This window comes from Actinoalloteichus caeruleus (assembly GCF_049311605.1).
Classification (GTDB): Bacteria; Actinomycetota; Actinomycetes; order Mycobacteriales; family Pseudonocardiaceae; genus Actinoalloteichus_B; species Actinoalloteichus_B caeruleus.
Window position 1 is genome coordinate 6,060,581 of sequence record NZ_CP186005.1, and the last position, 21,343, is coordinate 6,081,923.

The 21,343-nt window shown below is 72.7% G+C and carries 16 protein-coding genes; 9 read left to right on the forward strand and 7 right to left on the reverse strand.

Going from position 1 to position 21,343, the window contains the following annotated elements; genetic code table 11:
• Nucleotides 1-22 precede the first annotated feature (22 nt).
• From ACOJVX_RS25225 to ACOJVX_RS25250, 6 genes are all read right to left on the reverse strand, one after another.
• A complete protein-coding gene (locus tag ACOJVX_RS25225; protein ID WP_422647133.1) occupies nt 23-2,167 on the reverse strand; it encodes an Hsp70 family protein in 2,145 nt (714 codons plus the stop codon).
• 1,614 nt (nt 2,168-3,781) lie between these two features.
• Nucleotides 3,782-4,459: a hypothetical protein gene (locus ACOJVX_RS25230; RefSeq protein WP_422647134.1), complete on the reverse strand. Its 678-nt coding sequence runs from the start codon at nt 4,457-4,459 to the stop codon at nt 3,782-3,784.
• A gap of 367 nt (nt 4,460-4,826) precedes the next feature.
• A complete protein-coding gene (locus ACOJVX_RS25235; RefSeq protein WP_026417917.1) occupies nt 4,827-5,588 on the reverse strand; it encodes an ABC transporter permease in 762 nt (253 codons plus the stop codon).
• The gene (locus ACOJVX_RS25240; protein WP_026417916.1) at nt 5,585-6,532 is read right to left on the reverse strand and encodes an ABC transporter ATP-binding protein; all 948 of its coding nucleotides are present in this window, start codon (nt 6,530-6,532) and stop codon (nt 5,585-5,587) included. Before ACOJVX_RS25240 ends, ACOJVX_RS25235 begins: the two co-directional genes overlap by 4 nt.
• Nucleotides 6,533-6,769: 237 nt before the next feature.
• Nucleotides 6,770-7,504, reverse strand: coding sequence for an ABC transporter permease (locus ACOJVX_RS25245; protein ID WP_026417915.1), 735 nt, complete (start codon nt 7,502-7,504; stop codon nt 6,770-6,772).
• Nucleotides 7,505-7,509: 5 nt separating this feature from the next.
• The gene (locus ACOJVX_RS25250; protein ID WP_026417914.1) at nt 7,510-8,451 is read right to left on the reverse strand and encodes an ABC transporter ATP-binding protein; all 942 of its coding nucleotides are present in this window, start codon (nt 8,449-8,451) and stop codon (nt 7,510-7,512) included.
• A 218-nt stretch (nt 8,452-8,669) separates the two neighbouring features.
• Here ACOJVX_RS25250 and ACOJVX_RS25255 point away from each other — a divergent pair, with 218 nt between their 5' ends.
• Both ACOJVX_RS25255 and ACOJVX_RS25260 read left to right on the forward strand, forming a co-directional pair.
• A complete protein-coding gene (locus ACOJVX_RS25255) occupies nt 8,670-9,263 on the forward strand; it encodes a TetR/AcrR family transcriptional regulator (protein WP_422647135.1) in 594 nt (197 codons plus the stop codon).
• A 52-nt stretch (nt 9,264-9,315) separates the two neighbouring features.
• Nucleotides 9,316-10,236: an SDR family oxidoreductase gene (locus ACOJVX_RS25260; RefSeq protein ID WP_422647136.1), complete on the forward strand. Its 921-nt coding sequence runs from the start codon at nt 9,316-9,318 to the stop codon at nt 10,234-10,236.
• A 97-nt stretch (nt 10,237-10,333) separates the two neighbouring features.
• On the opposite strand, the gene ACOJVX_RS25265 is transcribed toward ACOJVX_RS25260, so the two are convergent.
• Nucleotides 10,334-12,118: an MFS transporter gene (locus tag ACOJVX_RS25265; protein WP_248783921.1), complete on the reverse strand. Its 1,785-nt coding sequence runs from the start codon at nt 12,116-12,118 to the stop codon at nt 10,334-10,336.
• A gap of 141 nt (nt 12,119-12,259) precedes the next feature.
• Between ACOJVX_RS25265 and ACOJVX_RS25270 the strand changes: the two genes are divergently transcribed.
• From ACOJVX_RS25270 to ACOJVX_RS25300, 7 genes are all read left to right on the forward strand, one after another.
• Nucleotides 12,260-12,913 carry a TetR family transcriptional regulator gene (locus ACOJVX_RS25270; RefSeq protein WP_035275360.1) on the forward strand — a complete coding sequence of 218 codons (654 nt, stop codon included), beginning with the start codon at nt 12,260-12,262 and terminating at the stop codon, nt 12,911-12,913.
• A 143-nt stretch (nt 12,914-13,056) separates the two neighbouring features.
• Nucleotides 13,057-14,598, forward strand: a complete 1,542-nt coding sequence (locus ACOJVX_RS25275) for a dynamin family protein (protein WP_026417911.1) — start codon at nt 13,057-13,059, stop codon at nt 14,596-14,598.
• 215 nt (nt 14,599-14,813) lie between these two features.
• The gene (locus tag ACOJVX_RS25280) at nt 14,814-15,317 is read left to right on the forward strand and encodes a nucleotide exchange factor GrpE (protein ID WP_425475825.1); all 504 of its coding nucleotides are present in this window, start codon (nt 14,814-14,816) and stop codon (nt 15,315-15,317) included.
• A complete protein-coding gene (locus ACOJVX_RS25285; protein ID WP_418155738.1) occupies nt 15,314-17,257 on the forward strand; it encodes a dynamin family protein in 1,944 nt (647 codons plus the stop codon). The genes ACOJVX_RS25280 and ACOJVX_RS25285 overlap by 4 nt, the downstream gene beginning before the upstream one ends.
• 89 nt (nt 17,258-17,346) lie before the next feature.
• A complete protein-coding gene (locus ACOJVX_RS25290; RefSeq protein WP_051313577.1) occupies nt 17,347-18,171 on the forward strand; it encodes a DUF6802 family protein in 825 nt (274 codons plus the stop codon).
• Between the two features lie 825 nt (nt 18,172-18,996).
• Entirely contained in the window at nt 18,997-20,817 is a 1,821-nt protein-coding gene (locus tag ACOJVX_RS25295; protein ID WP_026417910.1) for a phosphoenolpyruvate carboxykinase (GTP), read from the forward strand.
• 75 nt (nt 20,818-20,892) lie between these two features.
• The gene (locus ACOJVX_RS25300) at nt 20,893-21,270 is read left to right on the forward strand and encodes a DoxX family protein (RefSeq protein ID WP_418155740.1); all 378 of its coding nucleotides are present in this window, start codon (nt 20,893-20,895) and stop codon (nt 21,268-21,270) included.
• Nucleotides 21,271-21,343 lie beyond the last annotated feature (73 nt).

Here is a 21,343-nt window from a genome sequence, read left to right on the forward strand (position 1 = left end):
GTTCGGCGCCCAACGCCTCCGCTCACCCCACCGGACGCACATTGTCCTCCCAGAAGGTGACCAGCTGTTCGGGAGTGACCGACGTTCCACCGGAGGGCTCCACCGCCCCGCACAGCGGCTCTCCGTCGGCCGTGTAGGTGAGCGCCGCCGACACGGGGGCCCCGGCGGGCAGGCTGCCGAACTGGTAACGACCGGAGTACCCACCACCGGACCAGGTGCCCGCGCCGTGGGACTCCCCGAGCGAGCTCGCGAGCAGCGCGACCTCACAGGCTCCGCTCCCGGAGAGGAAGGTCACCGTCCAACCCACCCCGTCGACGGTGTACTCGCAGGTCACGGCGTCCCCGGACCCCACGACCATGTCGAGTACCGGCATGTCCGCCGGAGCGCACTCCTCGGCACCCGCCGCCGCGGAGCCGGCGAAGTCCCGGAGCGCCTCCTCCCGGAACAGCTCGCCGACCGACGGGTCGACCGGCCCACCGGGGACGGGCTTGGCTGGATCCCCCGCCTCGTGGGTGCGGGTCTCCGCCACCCGGGAGGTGGTGCCGGGTGGGCCCTCGGTCGCCCTGCCGCCGTCCCCGGGGCCGGCCGGGTCCTGGCCGGACACGTCGTCGCCGGACACCGGCCACAGCTGGACCACCGCGATCGCGACGGCGACCACGACGGCCACCAGGGCCACCACCGACCAGACGCGGCGGTGACCGCCTCGCCGGTCGCGCGGGGCGGGTGGGGCTGGCTGCCACGGGGCCTGGTCCACCCGGTAGACGCGACTGGCGTCGACCGGTCGCGTCGCGGGGTAGCCGGTGGGGGCGGCGCCCGGAGCCGGCTGGGCGGGCGCGACGGCGGGGTGCCCACCGACCGGCGTCGCGGTGACCCGACTGGTCGGGCCGTCCTCGGCGCGGATGCTCCGGGTGGGCGCCTCGGCGCCCGGCGGGACGGCCCCACCCGCCGCCGCGCCACGGGGGTCGGCCGACGCCGGCCCGTCCGCCAGCCGACGGGTCGGCTCCTCACCGGTACCGGTAGCCCGGGTCACCGCCGTCACGGCATCGCCGTCCTCGGGCGGACGTTCCTCGCCGAGCGGGGCTCCGGGTTCGGTGAAGTCACTGGCCGCGCGGGTGGTCAACGCGCCGAGCGCGACACTGCTCTCCGGGGACTCCACCGCGACGGGCACCACACCGAGCCGTTCCCCGATCATGGTCGCGACCAGCGGCATCCGGGTCGCCCCACCCACGAGGAAGACCCCGGCCAGGTCAGACCTGGCCGTGCCCACCGTGCCGGCGAGCATCGCGACGGTGCGTTCGAGCCTTGGACGGACGAGGCCCTCCAACTCGGCGCGGGTGACGTGGGCGTCGGGCAGGGGGTCCGGCAGGGGGATGTCGGTCTGCGGATACCGGGACAGGGCTTCCTTGCCGGCGCGGACGTCATCGGCGAGTGCTCGTGCCGCGCGACGGGCGGCGGGACCCGAGGGGCGGACCAACTCGCCCCACTCCGGCCGGTCAGGACCGACCGAGGACCGGATGTGCTCCAGCAGCAGCTGGTCGACGTCCCCGCCGCCCAGATCCGGTGTCCCGGCCTCGGCCAGCACCCGCCACCCGTCATCCCGTCCCCTGTGGACCAGTGCCGTGTCCGTCGTACCCCCGCCCATGTCGAAGACGGCCAGGGCCTGGCCTGGGTGGACGACCCGCTCGTGGCTGGTCACCTCGGCGAAGTGGGCGGCCGCCGCGACCGGTTCCGCGAGGAGGCTGACCGGCCCCGACCAACCGGCGGCCCTCGCCGCCGCCCGCAGGGTGTTCCGGCGGATCCGGTGCCAGTCGGCCGGGTGGGTCAGCACGACCCGGTGCGGTTCGCCGCCGAGCTGGCGCCGAGCCTCACCCGCCACCCTGCGCAGCACCGCCGCGATCAGGTCGACGACGGGCACCACCCGGTCGCCGAGCAGCACCTCGACCTCGTCGACGCGGAGCTTCGGCGTCGGCTCGTAGCGGGTCGGGTCCAGTCGCGCCTGGCGTTGGGCGTCGACCCCCACCACCAGCTCGCCGTCCGGCGCCAGCCACACGGCGGAGGGGAGCACCTGCCAGCCGTCCACCGCCAGCAGCCTGGGCCGCTCGTGGGGAGAAGCGCGTACCGCGGCCACCGTGTTGGACGTGCCGAAGTCGACGGCGAGTTCACGCACCGAATCGAGTCCTCCCTGACGTCGTGCGGTTCACAGGCTACGGGTGGGCATCCGTCGCGCGGGCGCCCACGGCGGGCTGGGCCCGCCGCTCCGCGCCCCGCAAACCCGCGCGCCGTCGCGACGCCGTCCCCGCACGTCCGCTCCGGGGCTGGAACCGGGTGGACGGGCGGTGCCGTCGGTCTCACGGACCGCCCACCGCGGCCGAACCGGAGGGCACCACCTCGCCGACCACCGGGGCGGCACGGGTTCACCCGGTCCCAGCGCCGGGCCGACCGACCCGGTGCCTGGCGCGGGAATGGTGGTACCACCGGTGGCAGCCCGACGGCGCCACCGCGTCCGGCACCGGCCCCGGGAGCCAGGAGTGGGAAGTGGTGGGTCGCCTCGGGATGTCAGCCGCCGCGCGGCGAGGACCAGGGGCGCCCCCGACCGGAGCGCGCGGTCCACCTCGAGGACATGCGGATCAGCACCGGTGCCACGGCCTCGGGACCCGACCCGCACCGGGGCCGGTCGAGGAGTCGCCACGGCACCCCCGGCCCCTCCTCGCTCGGCCTCGGCCGGGCCCGAAGGCCGAGGGGTCCGTCGGGGGAGCGAGGCCCGTCCGCCAGGCGGCCGGGCTCGCCGTTCCCATCAGGTCGTCCGCCCTCGGGCCAGCCCCACCTCGGCGGTCGGCGAGGGCGCCGGGGGTTGGCCGCCTCCCGTCCGCCTGGCGCCGGTCGCTCGACACGCTGTCCTCCTCTACCGGGAGCCACCAGGGCAGGGACGTGCGGCCGCCGGAACCGGCGACGGGTGGTGGCGCACGCGGGTGTTCCCCCGGCGAGCCGTCCGTGCCGGCGCGATCCGCGAAGGGTGCGTGGGGTGGCCGAGCGGGGACACGCACCGGCAGCGGGGGGTGGATCCGGCGAGGCGGCCACGTGACCCCGGCCAGCCGCTCACCTTCCGCCCACCACCGGCGCGGGGCGCGGCCCGAGCAGCGCGCGGGCCACCCGGAGCAGGTAGTCCGGTGTGGACGGAGCGCCGCCGTGGTACCGAAGCGGCGTGGGCGCTGGCGACGGGCTCACCGGCTGGCCACACCCACCACTCCACGGCCCCCACCGGCGGGCGGACGGCGTTCGTGGCGCCCGCCTCCGTCAGGAGCGGCCCCGATCGTGCGACACCCCCGCGACCGGGGTGTCTAGTGGCACCTATCGGGTGATCATTTGCGGAAGTTGTAGCGCGGCATACTGTCTTGTGCGATTCATCGCATTGAGGTGAGCGCGCTCGCCCCCCGACGCGCTCGCACTCACATCCCGGATCGGGCAACCCGCCGTGTCGCGCGCGGCCGGAGTCCGAGGTGGGGTGACCGGCAGGCGGGGGCGGCAGGGCACCACCCGTTGCACCCCGCCTGCCAAGGAACAACCGACGCCGGCCCGCCGCACGGGGGCCAACCCGGACGCGGGCCGACGGGTCGGCGCACGGCACTGGGAGTCGGGAAAGGACGGACGCTCCTCGTCCACGCCGACGACGGCGCGGAGGGTGAGGCGAAGGGGTGGTGCCTGCCGGCAGCGGCGCTGCTGCGGCATGACCAGGACACGCGGCGATGGGCAGGCGCGTGGAGCGCGCGGACTCCCGGCGGCGTCAGACCCGCCAGGAGCCGATCTCGGTGAGGCGTTCGACCAGACCCGCGACGCCGCCGAGGGGTCGCACCGGCGTCGGGGTGACGCCGTGGGCGGGCAGCACCAGGACGAAGCCGGGGTGCCGTTCGCCGAAGAGGATCGTGGTGGGCTGGATGGCCCGACCGTCATCGGAGGGGGTGTACTCCCAGTAGGGGCTTCTTCCGTTGCCGGCCCAGGGGACGAAGACCCAGCCCGGGCGTTCGGAGAGGACGTCGTGCACCTCGTCCTCCAGTGCGAAACCGTCGGCCCTGGACGCCAGGGTCCCGATGTGCATGGCGCGGATCCACCACGGCGCCGGTGGATCACCGCCGGCGGTCAGAGCCCCTCGGTACAGGTCGAGCACCTCGGCCTCCGATGCCCAGTGCACCCAGGAGTTCCTGGCGTCGGAGGGTTCGGACGCTCCGTCGGCGGCGCTGCCCTCGAGCGCGAGGAACCATTCCAGTTCCGGCATCGGCTCTGGCCACGGAACCGATCGCTCGATGGGGCCGAGGGTGTCCTCGGCGTCGTCGCTCCACGACCGCGGCGGCGTCCGCTGCTGTCGGGGAACCCATCCTGCCCCGGAGACGAGACGCTCGGGGCCGAACGGGGTGGGGTCCTCGTCACGTTCTTGCGGGTCAGGCTTGCGTCGCAACGTTGTCATCGATCCTCCTGCCCCCCAGGTAGGAGTTCAGCTACTGCTTCGAGCCATGTTCGACCGGATACCGACCTCACGTACTTCCGGTGTATATCACCAGTTGATTTCACCTTCGATACTAGCGGCATTCGGGCCTGGTGACGCGATCGCGGAAGCCCGGGAGGGCCCTTCGTTAAGGTTCCGTTTCCATCGGCCGGACAAGGAGAAACCCGGGCTGCCCCATCCAGAGCAGCCCGGGTATCCCGAACGAGGGCGCCGGTCAGCGCGATCGCGTTAACAAGCACTTCATGAAGGGGTTCCCCCGGTCGGGGCGGTTCCCAAACGAATCCGGGGTCGCCCACCCGGCCGTGGAGGACCGCCGGAACCGGCCCGCTCAGGCGTCGCGGCGGCTCGCGGTGATGACCGCGACGACGAACAGGCCCACCGAGATCGCACCGAAGTAGGCGATGCCCGCCCACGGGCCGTAGGGGACATCCGACATGCCCATCATCATCGCGGCCTCCGCGCTGTCGGGCTGCCCGCCGAACAGGAAGTGGTGGGCGGCCACGAAGGGCATCCACGACTGGATGTCCTGGCCGATCCTCGGGATCAGCGAGACGAGACCCTCCACCAGCAGCGGCCACACGAGGACCACCGTCACGGCGGCGGCCGACTGGCGCAGCAGGATTCCCACCGCGACGGAGAGCACGGCGGCGAGGAAGGCGACCAGACCGGTACCGGCCACGTTGCGCCAGGCGTCCGCTCCGGACAGGCTCAGGTCCGAATTGGTGGCCAGCAGGTCGCTGACCCAGAAGGAGAGGAACGCCGCGGCGAGCGCGACGACCCCGGCGAGCACCGCCACCAGCAGTGCCTTCGCGGTCAGGACCGCGGCCCGGTTGGGGGCCGTCTGGAAGGTGGTGCGGATGGTGCCGAACCGGTACTCGGTGGTCACGGCCAGCACCGCCATCACCATCAGCACCATCAGCCCGAACTGGTAACTGAACTGGGTGAACCCGACGGTCACCGTGCCCTGCTCGTTGGCGAAGCCCGACATCAGGGCGGTGAACCCGACGGTGAGACCGACCGCGACCACCACGCACCACCACGGCGAGCGGGTGGAGAAGAGCTTGATCCGTTCGACGGCGAGCAGGGTCATCGGTCGGTCCCCTCGTTCCCGGTGGTGGCGCCGTCATGCGCGTGGTACTCGACGGCCTCGTTCGTGAGCTGGAGGAACGCCTGTTCCAGGGACCCCCGCTGGACCGAGAGCTCGTGCAGCACCACGCCCTGCGCGGCGGCGATCTCCCCCACCCGCTCGCTGCTGGTACCCGCCACGACGAGGGTGGGCAGTTCGTCGACGACCTCGTCCCTGACCTCGATCCCCTCCTGGTGGAGCGCACCCCTCAGGCGCTCCACCTGCGGGGTCCGAACCCGGATCGTGGCCCCGCTCGCCTCGTCGACGAACTGCGCCGTGCCGCACTGCCTGATCAGCTTCCCCCGGCCGATCACGACGAGTTCCTCCGCCGTCTGAGCCATCTCGGACAGCAGGTGGCTGGAGACGAGCACGGTCCGCCCCTCCGAGGCCAGCCGCTGCATGATCTGCCTGATCCAGAGGATTCCCTCGGGGTCGAGACCGTTGACCGGCTCGTCGAACATCAGGATCTCGGGGTCCCCCAACAACGCCGCCGCGATCCCCAACCGCTGCGACATCCCCAGCGAGAAACCTCCCGCCCGCCGGTCGGCCACCCCCGACAGGCCGACGGTCTCCAGCACCTCGTCCACCCGCCGGTTCGGCAGCCGGTTGGTCCTGGCCATCCACCGCAGGTGCGCCCGCGCCGAGCGGTTCGGGTGCACCCACTTCGCGTCCAACAGCGCGCCGACCCTGGTCAGCGGACGGTCCAGCTCCCGGTAGGGCTTCCCGTCGATCCGCACGGTTCCGCTGGTGGGGCGATCCAGGCCCAGGATCATCCGCATCGTCGTGGACTTCCCCGCGCCGTTCGGCCCGAGGAAGCCCGTCACCCGCCCCGGCCGCACCGAGAACGACAGGTCATCCACCGCGACCGTCCGCCCGTACCGCTTCGTGAGGTGCTCTACCTCGATCATCGTCCCTCCTCGTGTGGCCGAACGGGTTACCCCGGTCGACGCACTCGCCGTCACGAATCACTCCTCGTGACTTCTAGCAAGATGATATCACTTTTCTTGCCAGGTGTTTCACCGACGAGGGAACGGGCTCTGACCAGCGCGGACGGTCACTCCCTCAGGGCCGGGCCGCACGGCCCGGCCCGTCGGAGCAGAGGTACCCCGCCGAGGCGGGTCGGACACCCCCCACCGGGAGCCGGCTCAGGCGTCCCGGCGGCGCGCCACCACCAGCGCGACGGCGAGCAGGCCGACCGACACCGCGGCGAAGTAGGCGAGCGCCATGGCCGGGGAGAGCACCGGGTCGGCGATCATGCTGCGCTCTCCCCGCAGGAAGTGGTCGGCCGCGACGAAGGGCATCCACTGCTGGATGTGCTCACCCACGGTCGGGATGACCGAGACGAGCGGTTCCACCAACATCGGCCAGACCAGGAGCAGGGCCAGCGCTCCCGCGCTCTGCCGGACGAGGAGCCCGACCGCCACCGCGATCACCGCCGAGAACACGAACACCGGGGCGACCCCGAGGACCGCCCTCAGCTCGTCGGCGGTCCCCAACCCGAGATCGGAGACCGGGTGCAGGACCGAGGCCACGCCCAACGACCCGAGCGCGGCGACGAGACCGACCAGTCCGGCGACGCCGGCCACCAGCGCGGTCTTCGCCAACAGCGCGGAGGACCGCCCCGGCACGGCCTGGAAGGTCGTGCGCATCGTGCCGAAGCGGTACTCGGTGGTGACCGCGAGAGCCGCCATGACCAGCACCAGCATCATGCCGAACTGGTAACCCATCTGGACCTCGGTGACCGAGATCGGCACGTCGGTCGGCCAGCTCAGCACGGCCGCGGTGGCGAAGCCCACCGGGAGGACCATCGCGAGGAGGTTGCACCACCAGGGCGACCGGGTGGAGAAGAGCTTGATGCTTTCCGCCGAGATCAGGTTCACGGCACTCACCTTCCGGCGGTCACGAGTTCGGGAGCGGGCAGGGCGGTCGTCTGGTACTCGACCGCGTCGTCGGTCAGGCGCATGAACGCCTGTTCGAGGGAGGCGCGTTCGACCGCGAGTTCGTGCAGCACCACGCCACCCGCGGCCGCCACCTCGCCGACGAGCTGGGTCGTCACACCCGAGACCAGCAGGGCACCGGTCTCGACCTCGACCCTGACCTCGGCGTCGGCCCGTGCCAGCGCCGCCCGCAGTTCCTCCGCCTGGGGAGTCCGCACCCGCACGAGGGACTCGCTGGCGTTGTCGATGAACTCGGCCGTGGTGCACTGGCTGATCAGCTTCCCCCGGCCGATCACCACCAGGTCCTCGGCCGTCTGCGCCATCTCGGAGAGCAGGTGGCTGGAGACGAAGACGGTCCGGCCCTGCGCGGCGAGGTCCCGCATGAAGCCACGGATCCAGCGGATCCCCTCGGGGTCGAGGCCGTTGACCGGCTCGTCGAACATCAGGATCTCGGGGTCCCCCAACAACGCGGTCGCGATCCCCAACCGCTGCGACATCCCCAGCGAGAACCCGCCGGCCGGGCGGTTCGCGACGGCCGCGAGGCCCACGGCCTCCAGCACCTCGTCCACCCGCCGGTCGGGCAGCCGGTTCGTCCTGGCCAGCCAGCGCAGGTGGGCCCGCGCCGACCGGTTCGGGTGCACCCACTTCGCGTCCAGCAGCGCGCCGATGCGGCGGAGTGGCTGGTCCAGCTCGTGGTAGGCCTGCCCGTTCACGCGGACCGTTCCGCTGGTCGGGCGGTCCAGGCCCAGGATCATCCGCATCGTCGTGGACTTCCCCGCGCCGTTCGGCCCGAGGAAGCCGGTCACCCGCCCCGGCCGCACCGAGAACGACAGGTCGTCCACCGCGACCTTGTTGCCGTACCTCCTGGTGAGGCCTCGTGCCTCGATCATGGTCACCAACTCCCCGCCCGCCCCTGTCGGGCGTCGCCTCGTCCGCTGTCGCTTCGGGAGTCAGCCTGTCGGAGACGGACCCCCGGGGTATCCGTGATCACCCCGAGATCAACCCCCACTTGCCCCGCAAGGTCCTGGGGGCCGACACCCCGGGGGCGTACCGGCAAGTTCATGAACGACGATTCACAAACGTTTGTGAACCGTGGTTCAATAACGGGGTGGCCAGACCGAGGAGCACCACGGACGAACAGCTGATCCGAGCGGCGAGCGCGGCGCTCGCGGAGCTGGGACCGCGACGGCTCACCCTGGCCGAGATCGCCCGCCGCGCCGGGGTGGTGCCCGCCACCCTGGTCCAACGGTTCGGTTCCAAGCACGGCCTGCTCGTCGCGATGAGCCGGGCCAGCGCCGACGAGGTGCGCACCACCATGCGCGACGCCGCGAAGGACGCCGGCGACCCGGTCGAGGCGGTCAGGGCGGCGGCGACCTCGCCCTACCGCGCGCTCGACAACCCCGACACCGCCGCGCACAACCTGGCCGCGCTGGGGACGGACCTCCAGGACCCGGAACTCCGCCAGCTCCTCGGCGAGGTGTACGGCCGGGTCAGCACCGAACTGCGCCGCCTGGTCGGCGCCGCGGTCGACGCAGGGGAACTGCCCGGCGCACCGGCCCCGGAGGTGGCGGGCTCCGTACTGGCGGCCCTGGTCAACGGCTCGGCGTTGCACTGGTCGATGCGCCCCGAGGGGTCCCTGGTCCACCGGCTCCTCGCCGACGTGGACGCGGTGCTCGACGGATGGCGGCGCCCTCCCGGCTGAGCGGCGGCCACGACCAACCCAGCCGGAGATCCATCACGAAAGGAACGAGGACTTGGCGGAGAAGAACGCACCACTGCACGGGCGGGTCGCCGTCGTCACCGGCGGCACCCGGGGATGCGGCCGGGGCATCGCCGTGGAACTCGGCGCCTCGGGGGCCACCGTCTACGTCACCGGCCGCACGAGCGGGCGGACGCGCAGTCCCCTGAACCGCGCGGAGACCATCGAGGAGACCGCCGAGCTGGTGACCTCGGCCGGCGGCACCGGCATCCCGGTCGTCTGCGACCACAACTCCGTCGCCGACGTCACCGCGCTGGCCCAGCGCATCCACTCCGAGCAGGACGGTCGGCTGGACATCCTCGTCGACGACGTCTGGGGCGGTGACCCCCTCGTGGTCCACGGCACCCCGTTCTGGGAGACCAGCCTGGAGGACGCCCTGCGGGTGCTCCGCAACGGCGTCGAGACCCACCTCGTCACCGCGCACACGCTGCTGCCGCTGCTCATCGCCAGGCCGGGCGGCCTGCTCGTCGAGGTCACCGACGGCGACGACGACGAGTACGTGGGGACAGCCGTGCCCTACTTCCTGGTCAAGTCGGCGATGCGCCGGCTCGGCACGGCCTTCCACCACGAGCTGGCGCCCTTCGGGGGAGCGGCGGTCACCGTCAGCCCCGGTTTCCTCCGCTCGGAGAGCATGTTGGACCACTTCGGGGTGACCGAGGAGAACTGGCGGGACGGCATCGAGCGGGATCCGCACTTCGCCATTTCGGAGACCCCCCGCTACCTGGGCCGCGCCGTCGCGGCCCTCGCCGCCGACCCGGACGTCTCCCGCTGGGGAGGGCGCGGCGTGTCCAGCGGTGAGCTCGCCGCCGCCTACGGCGTGCGCGACCTGGACGGCTCCCAACCCGACGCGGCCACCTACATCCGCGAGGTCGCCCTCGGCGGTCGTCGGGACCGCACGGCCGACGACTACCGCTGACCCGGGCCGAACGACCGCGTCCGGGGCGGTCCCGAAAGGGTCCCGGGGCCACCGGCGGTTCCACCGCCGGGCCCCGGGCGCCCCGGATCGGGAGCTCCTACTCCCCGCCGTCGGACCTGGCCGGCGAACGGCCGTCCTCCGCTCCCCCCGCGCCGCTCGCCACGGCGGAGGCCTCCTGCTGGGCGCCACCGGTCTCGGCGGGCCCGTCGTCACCGGCGGTCGACGACGACGTCGCGTCCCCGGCCCCCTCCGACCCGGCGGTCCGGTGCATGTCCTCCGCCACCCGGGGCAGCCAGGCCCAGGCCACCACTGCCGCGATGAGGATCAGCACGGTCGCCGCGAGGTGGGCCACCCGCACCCCGTCCATCCAGGACTCCATGACCTCGCGCAGCAGTCCGGTGCCCTCCTCACCCAACGACCGGGCCACACCGAGACCGCCGACCAAGGAGTTGGTCGCGGTCTCCCGGACGTCCTCGGGGAAACCCGTCAGCGAGTCCGACAACCGGCTCCCGTAGGTGCTGCCCAGCACCGAACCGAGGACCGCGATCCCCAGCGAGGCACCGATCTCGCGGGTCACGTCGTTGGTGGCCGACCCCATCCCGGCCCGTTCCCGGGGCACCTTCGACATCAGCATGTCGGTGGCGGGCGGCATCGTGAGCGCGATACCCAGCGAGACGGTGGCCAGGCCGAACAACAGGTGCCAGTAGCCCGAGTCGACGCTCAGGGTGCCCAGGATCCCCATGCCGAGCGCGGCGAGACCCATCCCGCTCACCACGGTCGCCCTCGGGCCGAACCGGCCCACGACCCGGGCGACCTGGGGCGAGACCAGCACCATCATCACCGAGACCGGCAGCATGGCCACCGAGGACATCAGCGGCGAGTAGCCGAACACGAGCTGGAGGGTGAGGCTGAGGGAGAAGAACACCCCGATCAGGGCGAAGAACACCAGCGTGAGCGAGAGCGCCGACGCGGAGAACGCCTTGTCCCGGAACAGCGTCATGTCCAGCATCGGGTCCTTCACCCGGCGCTCCCACAGGACGAAGACCGCGACCAGGACGAGGCCGGCCGCGAGCAGTCCCAGCGTCGTCGCCGACGCCCACCCGTTGTGCTCCGCCTGGATCAGGGCGTAGACGACCGTGCCGATACCCAGCGTCGACAGCACCGCCCCACCCGGGTCGATGCCACCGTGCCCGCCCTCGCCGGCGCCGGCCGCCACCAGCCGGTGGCCGGGGACGAACCGGACGCCCAGGGCCACGCCGACGATGACGACGGGGATGTTGATGACGAAGACCGACTGCCAGGAGTAGAACTCCAGCAGGACTCCGGAGACCACCGGCCCGAGGGCCGTACCGGCGCCGGACACGGCGGCCCACACCGCCACCGCCCTGGTCCGCTGGTGGCGGGGGAAGACACTGGTCAGGATCGACAGCGTCACGGGCATCACCATCGCGGCGCCGACGCCCAGCGCGGCACGGGCGGCGATCAGCTCGGTGCTCGAGTCCGTGAACAGCCACACGTAGGCGGAGCCGAGGCCGAACACCACCAGGCCCGCCTGCAACATGGCCTTGCGGCCGTACCGGTCGGCCATCGCGGACGCGGTGAAGAGCAGACCGGCGAACACCAGCGTGAAGGCGTTGTTGAACCACTGCTGCTGGCTGGTGGTGGCACCCAGGTCCACCGAGAGCACGGGGAGCGCGACCCCCAGTGAGGTGTTGGCCAGCATGACCGTCGCCAGCGCCAGGCACAGCACCAGCAGGGTCTTCCACCTGTCGCGGTAGACCGATAACTCGATGCCCTCGGCGACCGCGGCGCGCTCGTCGTCCGTCATCGACGAACGGGGTTGTCCCGGCGGCACCTGGGCCTCGGGCTGGACACGGGACACGTCATCTCCTCGACAAGACGGGGAAGCCGGCCCTCCCTCGACCAGGCCGACCCCTCCACGTTATGTCACACGTGCCAGTTGGCACACGTGACTTATGGCATGGTTGACACTGGCCGGACATCCCGTGAACCCTTGGGAGCCATGACCGAGGCCCCGGACCCCCACCACGCCGCACCGCCGGACCGCCGGCGGCGCAGGGCGCAGCGGACCCGCGCCGGCATCGAGGCGGCCGCGCTCCGCCTGTTCCGAGAACACGGTTTCGAGGCCACCACGATCGCCCAGATCGCCGACGCCGCCGACATCGCGCCACGCACCTTCTTCCGCTACTTCCCGAGCAAGGAGGCGGTCCTCTTCGGCGACCCGGCCTGGCCCGCCCAGATGCTGCGGGAGAGCATCAGCCGGCGGCCCGCCGACGAGCACCCGATGCGCTCCCTGGCCTGGGCGCTGGGCGAGCTCGACGACGTGATGCAGGAGGAGCGGGCGCAGCACCTGCTGCGGTGCGAACTCCTCGCCGAGGTCGACGAGGTGCGGTACGCGCAGCACATCGTCTCCTCGAACTGGATGCGGGAACTGACCGCCCTGATCGCCGAACGGCTCGGCGCCGACCCCCACACCGACCCCCGCCCCCAGGCGTGGGCGATGGCGCTCGCCGGGACCGTCTCGGTCTCCCTCCAGGCCTGGCTGGCGCGTCCCGAGGGGCCGCTGCCCTCCGCCCTGCTCGCCGAGGTGCTGCACACCACCATCGACGGCCTCTCCGAGACGGCACGGGGACTGCCGGCCCCCGCCCCCGCCTGACGGACACGCGGCGCTCCGCGGGCGACCGGACCGGGTTCGACGGCCGAGGCGCTGGGTCCCGGGCCTCCGGACGGAACGCCGGCGGTGGTGGACGTGGCACGATCTGTGTCGAGAATGCCCGCGTCGAGCCCGAGGAGTGACGGTTGGTCCACGGACCACCCCAGCGGCACTGGCCCGGCCCGCTCTCGGCGGCGGTGGCCACCCTGTGCGACCGGCTCCAGCCCCAGGTCGGCCCGGCCACGGCGGCCGGTTTCCGGCAGGTGCTCCACCGGCTCTCCGCCCCGCTCCAGGTCGCCGTCGCGGGACGGATCAAGTCCGGCAAGTCCACGCTGGTGAACGCGTTGATCGGCCGCCGGGTGGCGCCGACGGACGTGGGCGAGTGCACCCGGCTGGTGACCCGCTTCCAGTACGGCACCGTCGACCGGGTCGAGGTGATCTTCCGGGACGGCCGCAAGCAGGTCCTCCCCTTCGACCAGCAGGGCATGATCCCCGCCGACCTGGGCGTCGACATCGCGTCGGTCTCCCACCTCGAGGCCTACCTGACCAACGCCGTCCTGCGTGACCTGACCGTCATCGACACCCCCGGCCTCGGATCGCTCGACTCGGCGTCGGTCCGCCGCACCCGGGAACTGCTGGGCGCGGGCGACGAGCCACCGGGTGAGCTGGACCCGGTGTCCCGCGACGCGGTCGCCGGAGCGGAGGCCGTGCTCTACGTCCTCACCCAGACCGTCAAGGCGGACGACGAGCACGCGCTGACCGCCTTCACCGCGGCCACCGCCCGCCGGGAGGCCGGCCCGGTCAACGCCGTCGCCGTCCTCAACAAGGCGGACACGGTGGAACCGGACTCGGTCCCCGGCTCGGACGGCTCCACCTGGCGGGCGGCCGGCCTGGTCGCCGCCAGCCAGGCGGCCGCGCTCCGCCCCAGGGTCGCCGACGTGCTGCCCGTCATCGGCCTGCTCGCCGAGACCTCGGAGACCGGCGGCTTCACCTCGGCCGACGCGCGGTGCCTGAAGGACCTGGCCGCGCTCGACGAGGAGACCAGGGAGACGATGCTGCTCTCCGCCGACCTGTTCGTCGACTGGGAGTGCGCGGTGCCGCCGGCCGACCGCCGCCGGCTCCTGGAACGACTCGACCTGTACGGCGTCCGCAGCGGCGTCCTGGCCGTCACCGAGGACCCCGAGATCACCGCCGGCGCCCTCCGCCGCCGGCTCCTGGACGCCTCCGGGCTCGCCGCCGTGCGCGCTCGGCTGCGCACCCTCTTCCAGGCGAGGGCGGACGGGATCAAGGCGGCGGCGGCGATGGCCTCCGTCACGGCGCTCGCCCACGCCTCCGGCGACCCCGGCGAACGGCAACGCGTCCACGACGCCATCGAGGTGCTGCTGGCGCGGCCCGAAGCGCACCAGTTGCGCCTGCTGGAGGCGCTGACCCTGGTCGCGGGCGGAACCGTCGCGATGCCCGACGACCTCGCCGAGGAGATCCTCCGGGTCGGGAGCACCTCGGACCCCGGGGAACGGTTGGGCCTCGCCGGACGTCCCAGGACGGAACTCGCCGCCCACGCGCTCGAACGTGCCGGCTGGTGGCGGTCGTTCGCCTCGTTCGGGGCCACTCCGGCGCAGAGCAGGGTGGCCCACGTGGTCCACCGCGCCTACTTCCTACTCTGGCAACAGCTCAGGGAGGCGACATGACCCCCTGGTTCCGGCGGCGGCGACGCGAGGAGCCGCGCCCGACACCACGACCCGGGACCGGCCCGGGGCGGGCCGCCCGAGGCCACGACGAGCACACCGACCCGGTGCTCGTACCACCGGAGCCGCCCCTCACCCCGCCCGTTCCCAGCGCCCCTCCCGAGGCCGTCCCCTCGGTCCACCCCGACGCCGCCACCCCGCACGGCGCCGCGCCCGAAGTGCCGGAGGCACCCGACGTGCCGGACGCACCCGTGCCAGCGGAGAACCGACCCCCGGCCTCGACGGCCACACCGGTGCCCCCGTCCGGTGCCGGGACGGCCGGAACCGCCCGCGCCGGCGACACGTCCTACCGCGACGTGGGCCTTCATTCGCTCGACACGGCCGCGCGCGCGGCGACCGCCGAGGACAGCACCGACCACGAACGCGTCCTGCGTGAGCGCCAGGACCTGATCAGGCTCTGCCTGTACGCCCTGGACCGGGCGCGCAGCGCGGGTGTGGCCGAACGCATCGAGGAGGGCCTGGCGGCCGTCGGCGTCACCTCGCTGCGGCCGGACGGGGACCGGTTCGACCCGGCCCGCCACGAGGCCGGTGGCGTGACGGACACCGACGACCCGGCGCTGGCCGGGACGGTCGCCGAGACGGAGGTGGTGGGTTTCGCCGACCGCGGTCGCACGCTGCGGGTACCCGTCGTCACCGTCTACACGCGGAAAGGGCCGGGATGACCGGCGAGCGGGCCCCGTCCGGCTCCGGCGTCGCCCTGCCCAAGCTGGTCAGGCAGACGCGGGAACGACTGGTGGAACTGCTGCGTTCGGCCGACGTCGACGCCGCCGAGTGGGTCGAGCGGGTACGCGGGGCCAAGCAGCCCCGGCCCACCGTGGTGGTCGTCGGCGAGACCAACCGGGGCAAGAGCTCCCTGGTGAACGCGCTGCTCGACCAGCACGACCTGTCCCCGGTCGACGCCGACGTCGCCACGGCCACCTACCTCCGGTTCACCGGCGGCCCCTCGTGGAGCGCCTCGGCCCGCTACGGAGACGACGCGGCGGTGGACATCCCCCTGGGCGAACTGCGGAACTGGGTGTGCGTCGACGGCACGCTCCCGCCCGGCGCGTTGCCGCCCCGCGACATCGCGGTCACCGGGCCGGCACCGCTGCTCACCGACCTCGACCTGGTCGACACGCCGGGTGTGGGCGGTCTGGACGCGATCCACGGTGAGCGCGCGGCGGACGCGGCGGCGAAGGCGACGGCCCTGCTGTTCGTCCTGGACGCCTCCAGCCCGCTGACCCACGGCGAGCTGTCCTTCCTCCGCTCCATCTCCGACCGGGTGGAGACGGTGGTGTTCGCCCTGACCAAGACGGACCAGTACCGGGGGTGGCGGGAGGTGCTCGCCGCCGACAGGGCGCTGCTCGCCGAGCACGCGCCGCGCTTCGCGGACGCCGACATCCACCCGGTGTCCGCGCGGTTGTCGCAGCTCGCCGCCTCCGCCCCGCACGCGGGGCCCGCCGACATGCTGCGGGCGCGGTCGGGGATCGAGGAACTCGCCACCTCGCTCGTCAGCACCGTGGCCGGACGCGGCAACATGCTCGGCGAGGCGAACACGATGCGGGCGCTCGCCAGTTCCCTCGCCGCCCTCACCGCCCGTCTCGAGGCCGAGGAACGGGCCCTGACCACCGGGGAGGACGAGGCCCGCGCCCTCAGGCGACGCCGGGACGAGCTGTCGGCGGAACGCCGCTCCGCCAGCAGGGGATGGCAGCTGCGCCTGCGAGGCGAGCTGAACCGGGCACGGGTCGAGTGCGGTCACGAGGTCGCCCGCCAGGTCCGCGACGTGCAGTACTGGTTCCGCCGGCAGATCGACGGCGCGGACCGCGCCGGGCTCGAGCGGTTGCCCCGGCACGTGGACGCCGCGCTGCGACTCCTCTCGGCCCGCACCAGCGCGATGCTCGAACAACGGCTGGCCAGGGTGACCGAACTGACGCTCGCCGAACTGTTCTCGCCCGCCGAACTCGCCATGATCCGCGACCAGGTGGCCAGGTCCACCCAGCCCTTCGTCGTGATGCGCCCGGCGGACCGGCGCCAGCAGACGGCGGAGGACCGCCTGCTGGTCTTCATGGGCGGGTCGATGGGCATCTCGGCGGGGCTGGGGGCGAGCAAGCTGGCGATGCTGCCCTTCGGGGCCGCGGCCGGGCTGGCAGCCCTGCCGCTCGTCGTTCCCGTGGTGGCGCTGGGCCTCGGCGCCGGCTGGTGGATCGGCCGGGTCCGCCGCCACGGCGCGGACAAGCAGCACCTGCGGCAGTGGCTGTCCGATGCCCTCGCCGACGCCCGGTCCACCCTGGACCAGGTGGTGTCCGAGCAGCTGATCGAGGCGGAGATCCAGCTCTCGACCGCGCTCGACGAGGTGCTCGGCCGGCGCGTCAACGGCATCGAGGAGGAGCTCCGGGAGGTCGACAGGGCGCTGCGGATGGGTTCCGCCGACCGCGCGAGGGAGACGCAACGGGTGCGCCGAACCCTGGCGGAGGTGCGGGCCGGGGCCGAACAGGTCGACCAGCTGCTCGCCAGGATGCGCGAGCTCGGGCCTGGTCGCGGCCACGCCGCCCAGCCCGGCACCTCCCCGGGCCGGCCGGGCCCGGGGCCCCGGTTGGGCGGGAACCAGAACTGCCTACCGTGAGTCCAACGTGACGTCCGACCGGACCGCCCGGGGGCCGAGCAGCACCGTCGGCCGGTCGAGATCCGAAACGACCCGGTGAGGGGGATGCGGTGTACATCGAGGGTGAGGCCGGTGACACCACCGGCGACAGCACGGACCTGCGGGTGGTCGTCGACGGCCAGGAGTACACCGGGGAGACCAACCACGACTTCTCCGGCGACGGGACACCGGACAGCGTGTTGTTGGAGACCGACGACGGGTACCTGGTCTTCACGGACTCGGACGGCGACGGTGAGGCGGACCTGCTGGTCGAGTACGACGAACACGGCAACGTCACCGGGACCGCCGGCTACGACCAGGCGTCCGGTGGTTGGGTGGCGTCCGACCCCGAACGGACCCTCGAGGGGAACCCCCGCCTCGACATCGGGGAGTTGCCCGCCGGCGAACCCTTCGACGACGCCAGCTACTCGGGGGACTCCATCCTCGTGCGCACACCGGGCGGCCCGATGGACGTCGGCGCGCCGACGGAGGACATGAACGGTGACGGAGTCGCCGACACCTCCGTGGTGGTCACCGAGGATGACGTCGTGCTGGTCGTCAGCGACGTCGACGGCGACGGCGACGCCGACCTGATCGCCGAGTTCCACGCCGACGGCACGGTGGTCCTCGCCGAGCACACCGGCGGCGGGGAGTGGGTCGTCGTCGAACAGGGCGGGTTGGACGCCCAGGGGCAGTACGTCCCCGACACCGGCCACCACGGGGCGGTGCCCAGCGGCTCCGACGAGGAGTGGGGCGACGAGGCGACCGACGCACGAGCGCGCTACGACGTCACCGCGTCCGTCGGCGGGTCCGCCGTCCCCGTGGCCGGTGCCTCCGCTCCGAGCGGGGACGCCAGCGGGGAGTCGCCCGAGGTCGCGCAGGCGCACTGGGCTTGATCGACGGGCGAGCCCGTGGAGGGCTCGCCGCGCCGACGGCACTCGGCGTGGTCGTGGCCGTCGTGGTCGGCGGGTCCGCTCCTGGCGCCCGCCGACCGCCCCCACGGGCGGCGGCGCGCTCCGAACCGCGCCCGATCCGGTGAGCGGCGCGGTCGGAACACCGCCGGGCCCGCTACCGGAGGAAAGGGAACGGGGTCGACCGGCGGACTTTCCCCCAATTCCAGCGGAAGTTCGCGGCACTGGCCCTGGCATCCGAATATCCCCCTATTCGACGCCCATTCGGCCGCCAACCGGATAAACCACCACGGCCCGCGACCTCCCCTTCGCCTGGCCGCGCGGAATGGAATCGCCACCGGTATTTCCCGGCGCCTGCGGACCGGACCACGGACCGGAGGCGTCCGGCCCAGCCCACCGAAACTGGTCAACCGGTTGCGCGCATTCTCGCGTTCGCCCGGCTCCCCGGGCGTCGAACGCCGTCGAACGGGCTCCGCCGCGCCGCCGGTACGCCTGACCGGGGACGGCGAGCGCACCCCGCCCACTCACCCGAACCGGACCGAATTCGTTGCGGACAAACGAGAACAGAGCCCAACTTCCAGGTGCTGAATCGATACCCTTATCGGTCCTGTGAGAGAGCCGACAACTTTCCGTTGAGTACCGAGGGCCTACTGCCGCTAACCTTCGGGAACCCCCAATTTCGTGGTCCGCCCGCCGCCACCGGGCGGCGCGAAGCATTTCCGCGTTCGTGGGGGTCTTCGTGTTCCACCGAGCCGTGGACAGCGCACAACCACCGCCGGCAGCACCTGGCAGTCAGGAGACGTGAGGACCATGACCGCACTCGCCGTACCCGGTCTCGACCAGCCGCCCACCACCCACGAAGGTCTCCTCGCCTGGGTCCGCGAGGTCGCGGACCTGACCACCCCGGACACCGTCGTCTGGTGCGACGGCTCCGAGGCGGAGTGGAGGCGGCTGACCGACGCCCTGGTCGCGGCGGGCACCTTCGTACCCCTCCGGGCCAAGCCCAACTCGTTCTGGTGCGCCTCGGACCCCAGCGACGTGGCCAGGGTCGAGGAGCGCACGTTCATCTGCTCCCGGGACGAGGCCGACGCCGGGGCCACCAACAACTGGATGCCGCCGGCGGAGATGAAACGGGTGATGACGGAGCTGTACCGGGGGTGCATGCGCGGCAGGACGATGTACGTCATCCCGTTCTGCATGGGACCGCTGGACGCCGAGCGACCCATGTTCGGCGTCGAGATCACCGACTCCGAGTACGTCGTGGTGTCGATGCACATCATGACCCGAATGGGGGGTGAGGTGTTGTCCCGCCTCGGGAGCGACGGCGAGTTCGTCCCCTGCCTGCACTCGGTGGGCAGGCCGCTCGCCGACGGCGAGGCGGACGTGCCCTGGCCCTGCAACGACACCAAGTACATCTCGCACTTCCCCGAGGAGCGCACGATCTGGAGTTTCGGCTCCGGCTACGGGGGCAACGCGCTGTTGGGCAAGAAGTGCTACTCGTTGCGGATCGCCTCGGCGATGGCCCGGGACGAGGGGTGGCTCGCCGAGCACATGCTCATCCTCAAACTGATCTCCCCCACCGACGAGGTGCGCTACGTCGCGGCCGCCTTCCCGTCCGCCTGCGGCAAGACCAACCTGGCCATGCTGGAACCCACCATCCCCGGTTGGCGGGTCGAGACCCTCGGCGACGACATCGCGTGGATGCGGTTCGGCGAGGACGGCAGGCTCTACGCGGTCAACCCGGAGGCCGGGTTCTTCGGCGTCGCGCCTGGCACGAACTGGAAGACCAACCCCAACGCGATGCGCACGCTGGAGCGCGGGAACTCCATCTTCACCAACGTCGCGATGACCGAGGACGGCGACATCTGGTGGGAGGGGATGGACGGTGCCCCCGACCACCTCACCTCCTGGCGGCACGAGGACTGGACGCCCGAGGACGGGGAGCGGGGCGAGCTGTCCTCCCACCCGAACTCGCGGTACTGCACGCCGATGGGACAGTGCCCCGTGCTGGCGCCCGAGTGGGACGATCCGCGAGGAGTGCCCATCTCCGCGATCCTCTTCGGCGGACGACGCGCGACGACGATCCCGCTGGTCACCGAGGCCCGGGACTGGCAGCACGGTGTCTTCATGGGCGCCACCCTCTCCAGCGAGAAGACGGCGGCGGCGACCGGACGGGTCGGGCAGGTCCGGCGGGACCCGATGGCCATGCTGCCCTTCATCGGCTACAACGCGGGTGACTACTTCCAGCACTGGATCAACCTCGGCAAGGAGGCCGACGCCTCCCGGCTGCCGAGGATCTTCTACGTCAACTGGTTCCGCCGGGGCGAGGACGGCCGGTTCCTGTGGCCGGGCTTCGGTGAGAACTCGCGCGTGCTGAAATGGATCGTGGACCGCCTGGACGGGGTCGCGGCGGCCGTCGACACCCCGATCGGGCGGGTACCGACCGCCAGCGGGCTCGACCTGTCCGGGTTGGCGGGTACCGAGGCGGACGTCGAGGCCGCGCTGCGCGTGGACCGGGAGGAGTGGCGTGCCGAGCTGCCCCTGATCGAGGAGTGGTTCGACACGATCGGCGATGCCCTGCCCGGCACGCTGCGGGACGAGCTGGCCGCGCTGCGGGAGCGCCTGGGCTGACCACGCTGCGGCGACGGCGGGGGCGTCCGACACTGAGGACGACGGGCCGGGGCCGGCGACCAGCGGGGAGGTGTGATGAGCTTCGTCATCTGGCTGCTCCAGATCGTGCTGGCGGCCACCTTCGTCCCATCGGGGATCTCGAAGCTGCTGCTCACACCGACCCAGCTGGTCGATCGCGGCCTCGGCTACGCCGAGGACTACTCCTACCGGTCACTCAAGACGATCGGCGTCCTGGAGGTCCTCGGCGGAGCGGCGCTCGTGCTCCCCACCCTGTTCGGCGTCCTCCCCACCCTGGTCCCGCTCGCCGCCACCGGGCTGGCGGCGTTGATGGTCGGCGCCGGGATCACCCACCACTGCCGGGGGGAGCATCGCGTCATCGCGGTCAACGCGGTCCTGTTCACGCTGGCCCTCATCGTGGCGGTGACCCGGTTCGGCCCCTACTCCCTGGGGTGAACTGGTTTCACGTGAAACCGGGCCCCGCACCGCGTCCGCACGAACCCCGCACCGCCACCACGACGGCCGGGTA

What these genes read in the sequence shown, in the direction of transcription:
- ACOJVX_RS25230 (WP_422647134.1), bottom strand. Translation starts at nt 4,459, where the DNA reads ATGACAACGTTGCGACGCAAGCCTGACCCGCAAGAACGTGACGAGGAC.
- ACOJVX_RS25235 (WP_026417917.1), bottom strand. Translation starts at nt 5,588, where the DNA reads ATGACCCTGCTCGCCGTCGAACGGATCAAGCTCTTCTCCACCCGCTCG.
- ACOJVX_RS25240 (WP_026417916.1), bottom strand. Translation starts at nt 6,532, where the DNA reads ATGATCGAGGTAGAGCACCTCACGAAGCGGTACGGGCGGACGGTCGCG.
- ACOJVX_RS25250 (WP_026417914.1), bottom strand. Translation starts at nt 8,451, where the DNA reads ATGATCGAGGCACGAGGCCTCACCAGGAGGTACGGCAACAAGGTCGCG.
- ACOJVX_RS25270 (WP_035275360.1), top strand. Translation starts at nt 12,260, where the DNA reads ATGACCGAGGCCCCGGACCCCCACCACGCCGCACCGCCGGACCGCCGG.
- ACOJVX_RS25285 (WP_418155738.1), top strand. Translation starts at nt 15,314, where the DNA reads ATGACCGGCGAGCGGGCCCCGTCCGGCTCCGGCGTCGCCCTGCCCAAG.
- ACOJVX_RS25295 (WP_026417910.1), top strand. Translation starts at nt 18,997, where the DNA reads ATGACCGCACTCGCCGTACCCGGTCTCGACCAGCCGCCCACCACCCAC.
- ACOJVX_RS25300 (WP_418155740.1), top strand. Translation starts at nt 20,893, where the DNA reads ATGAGCTTCGTCATCTGGCTGCTCCAGATCGTGCTGGCGGCCACCTTC.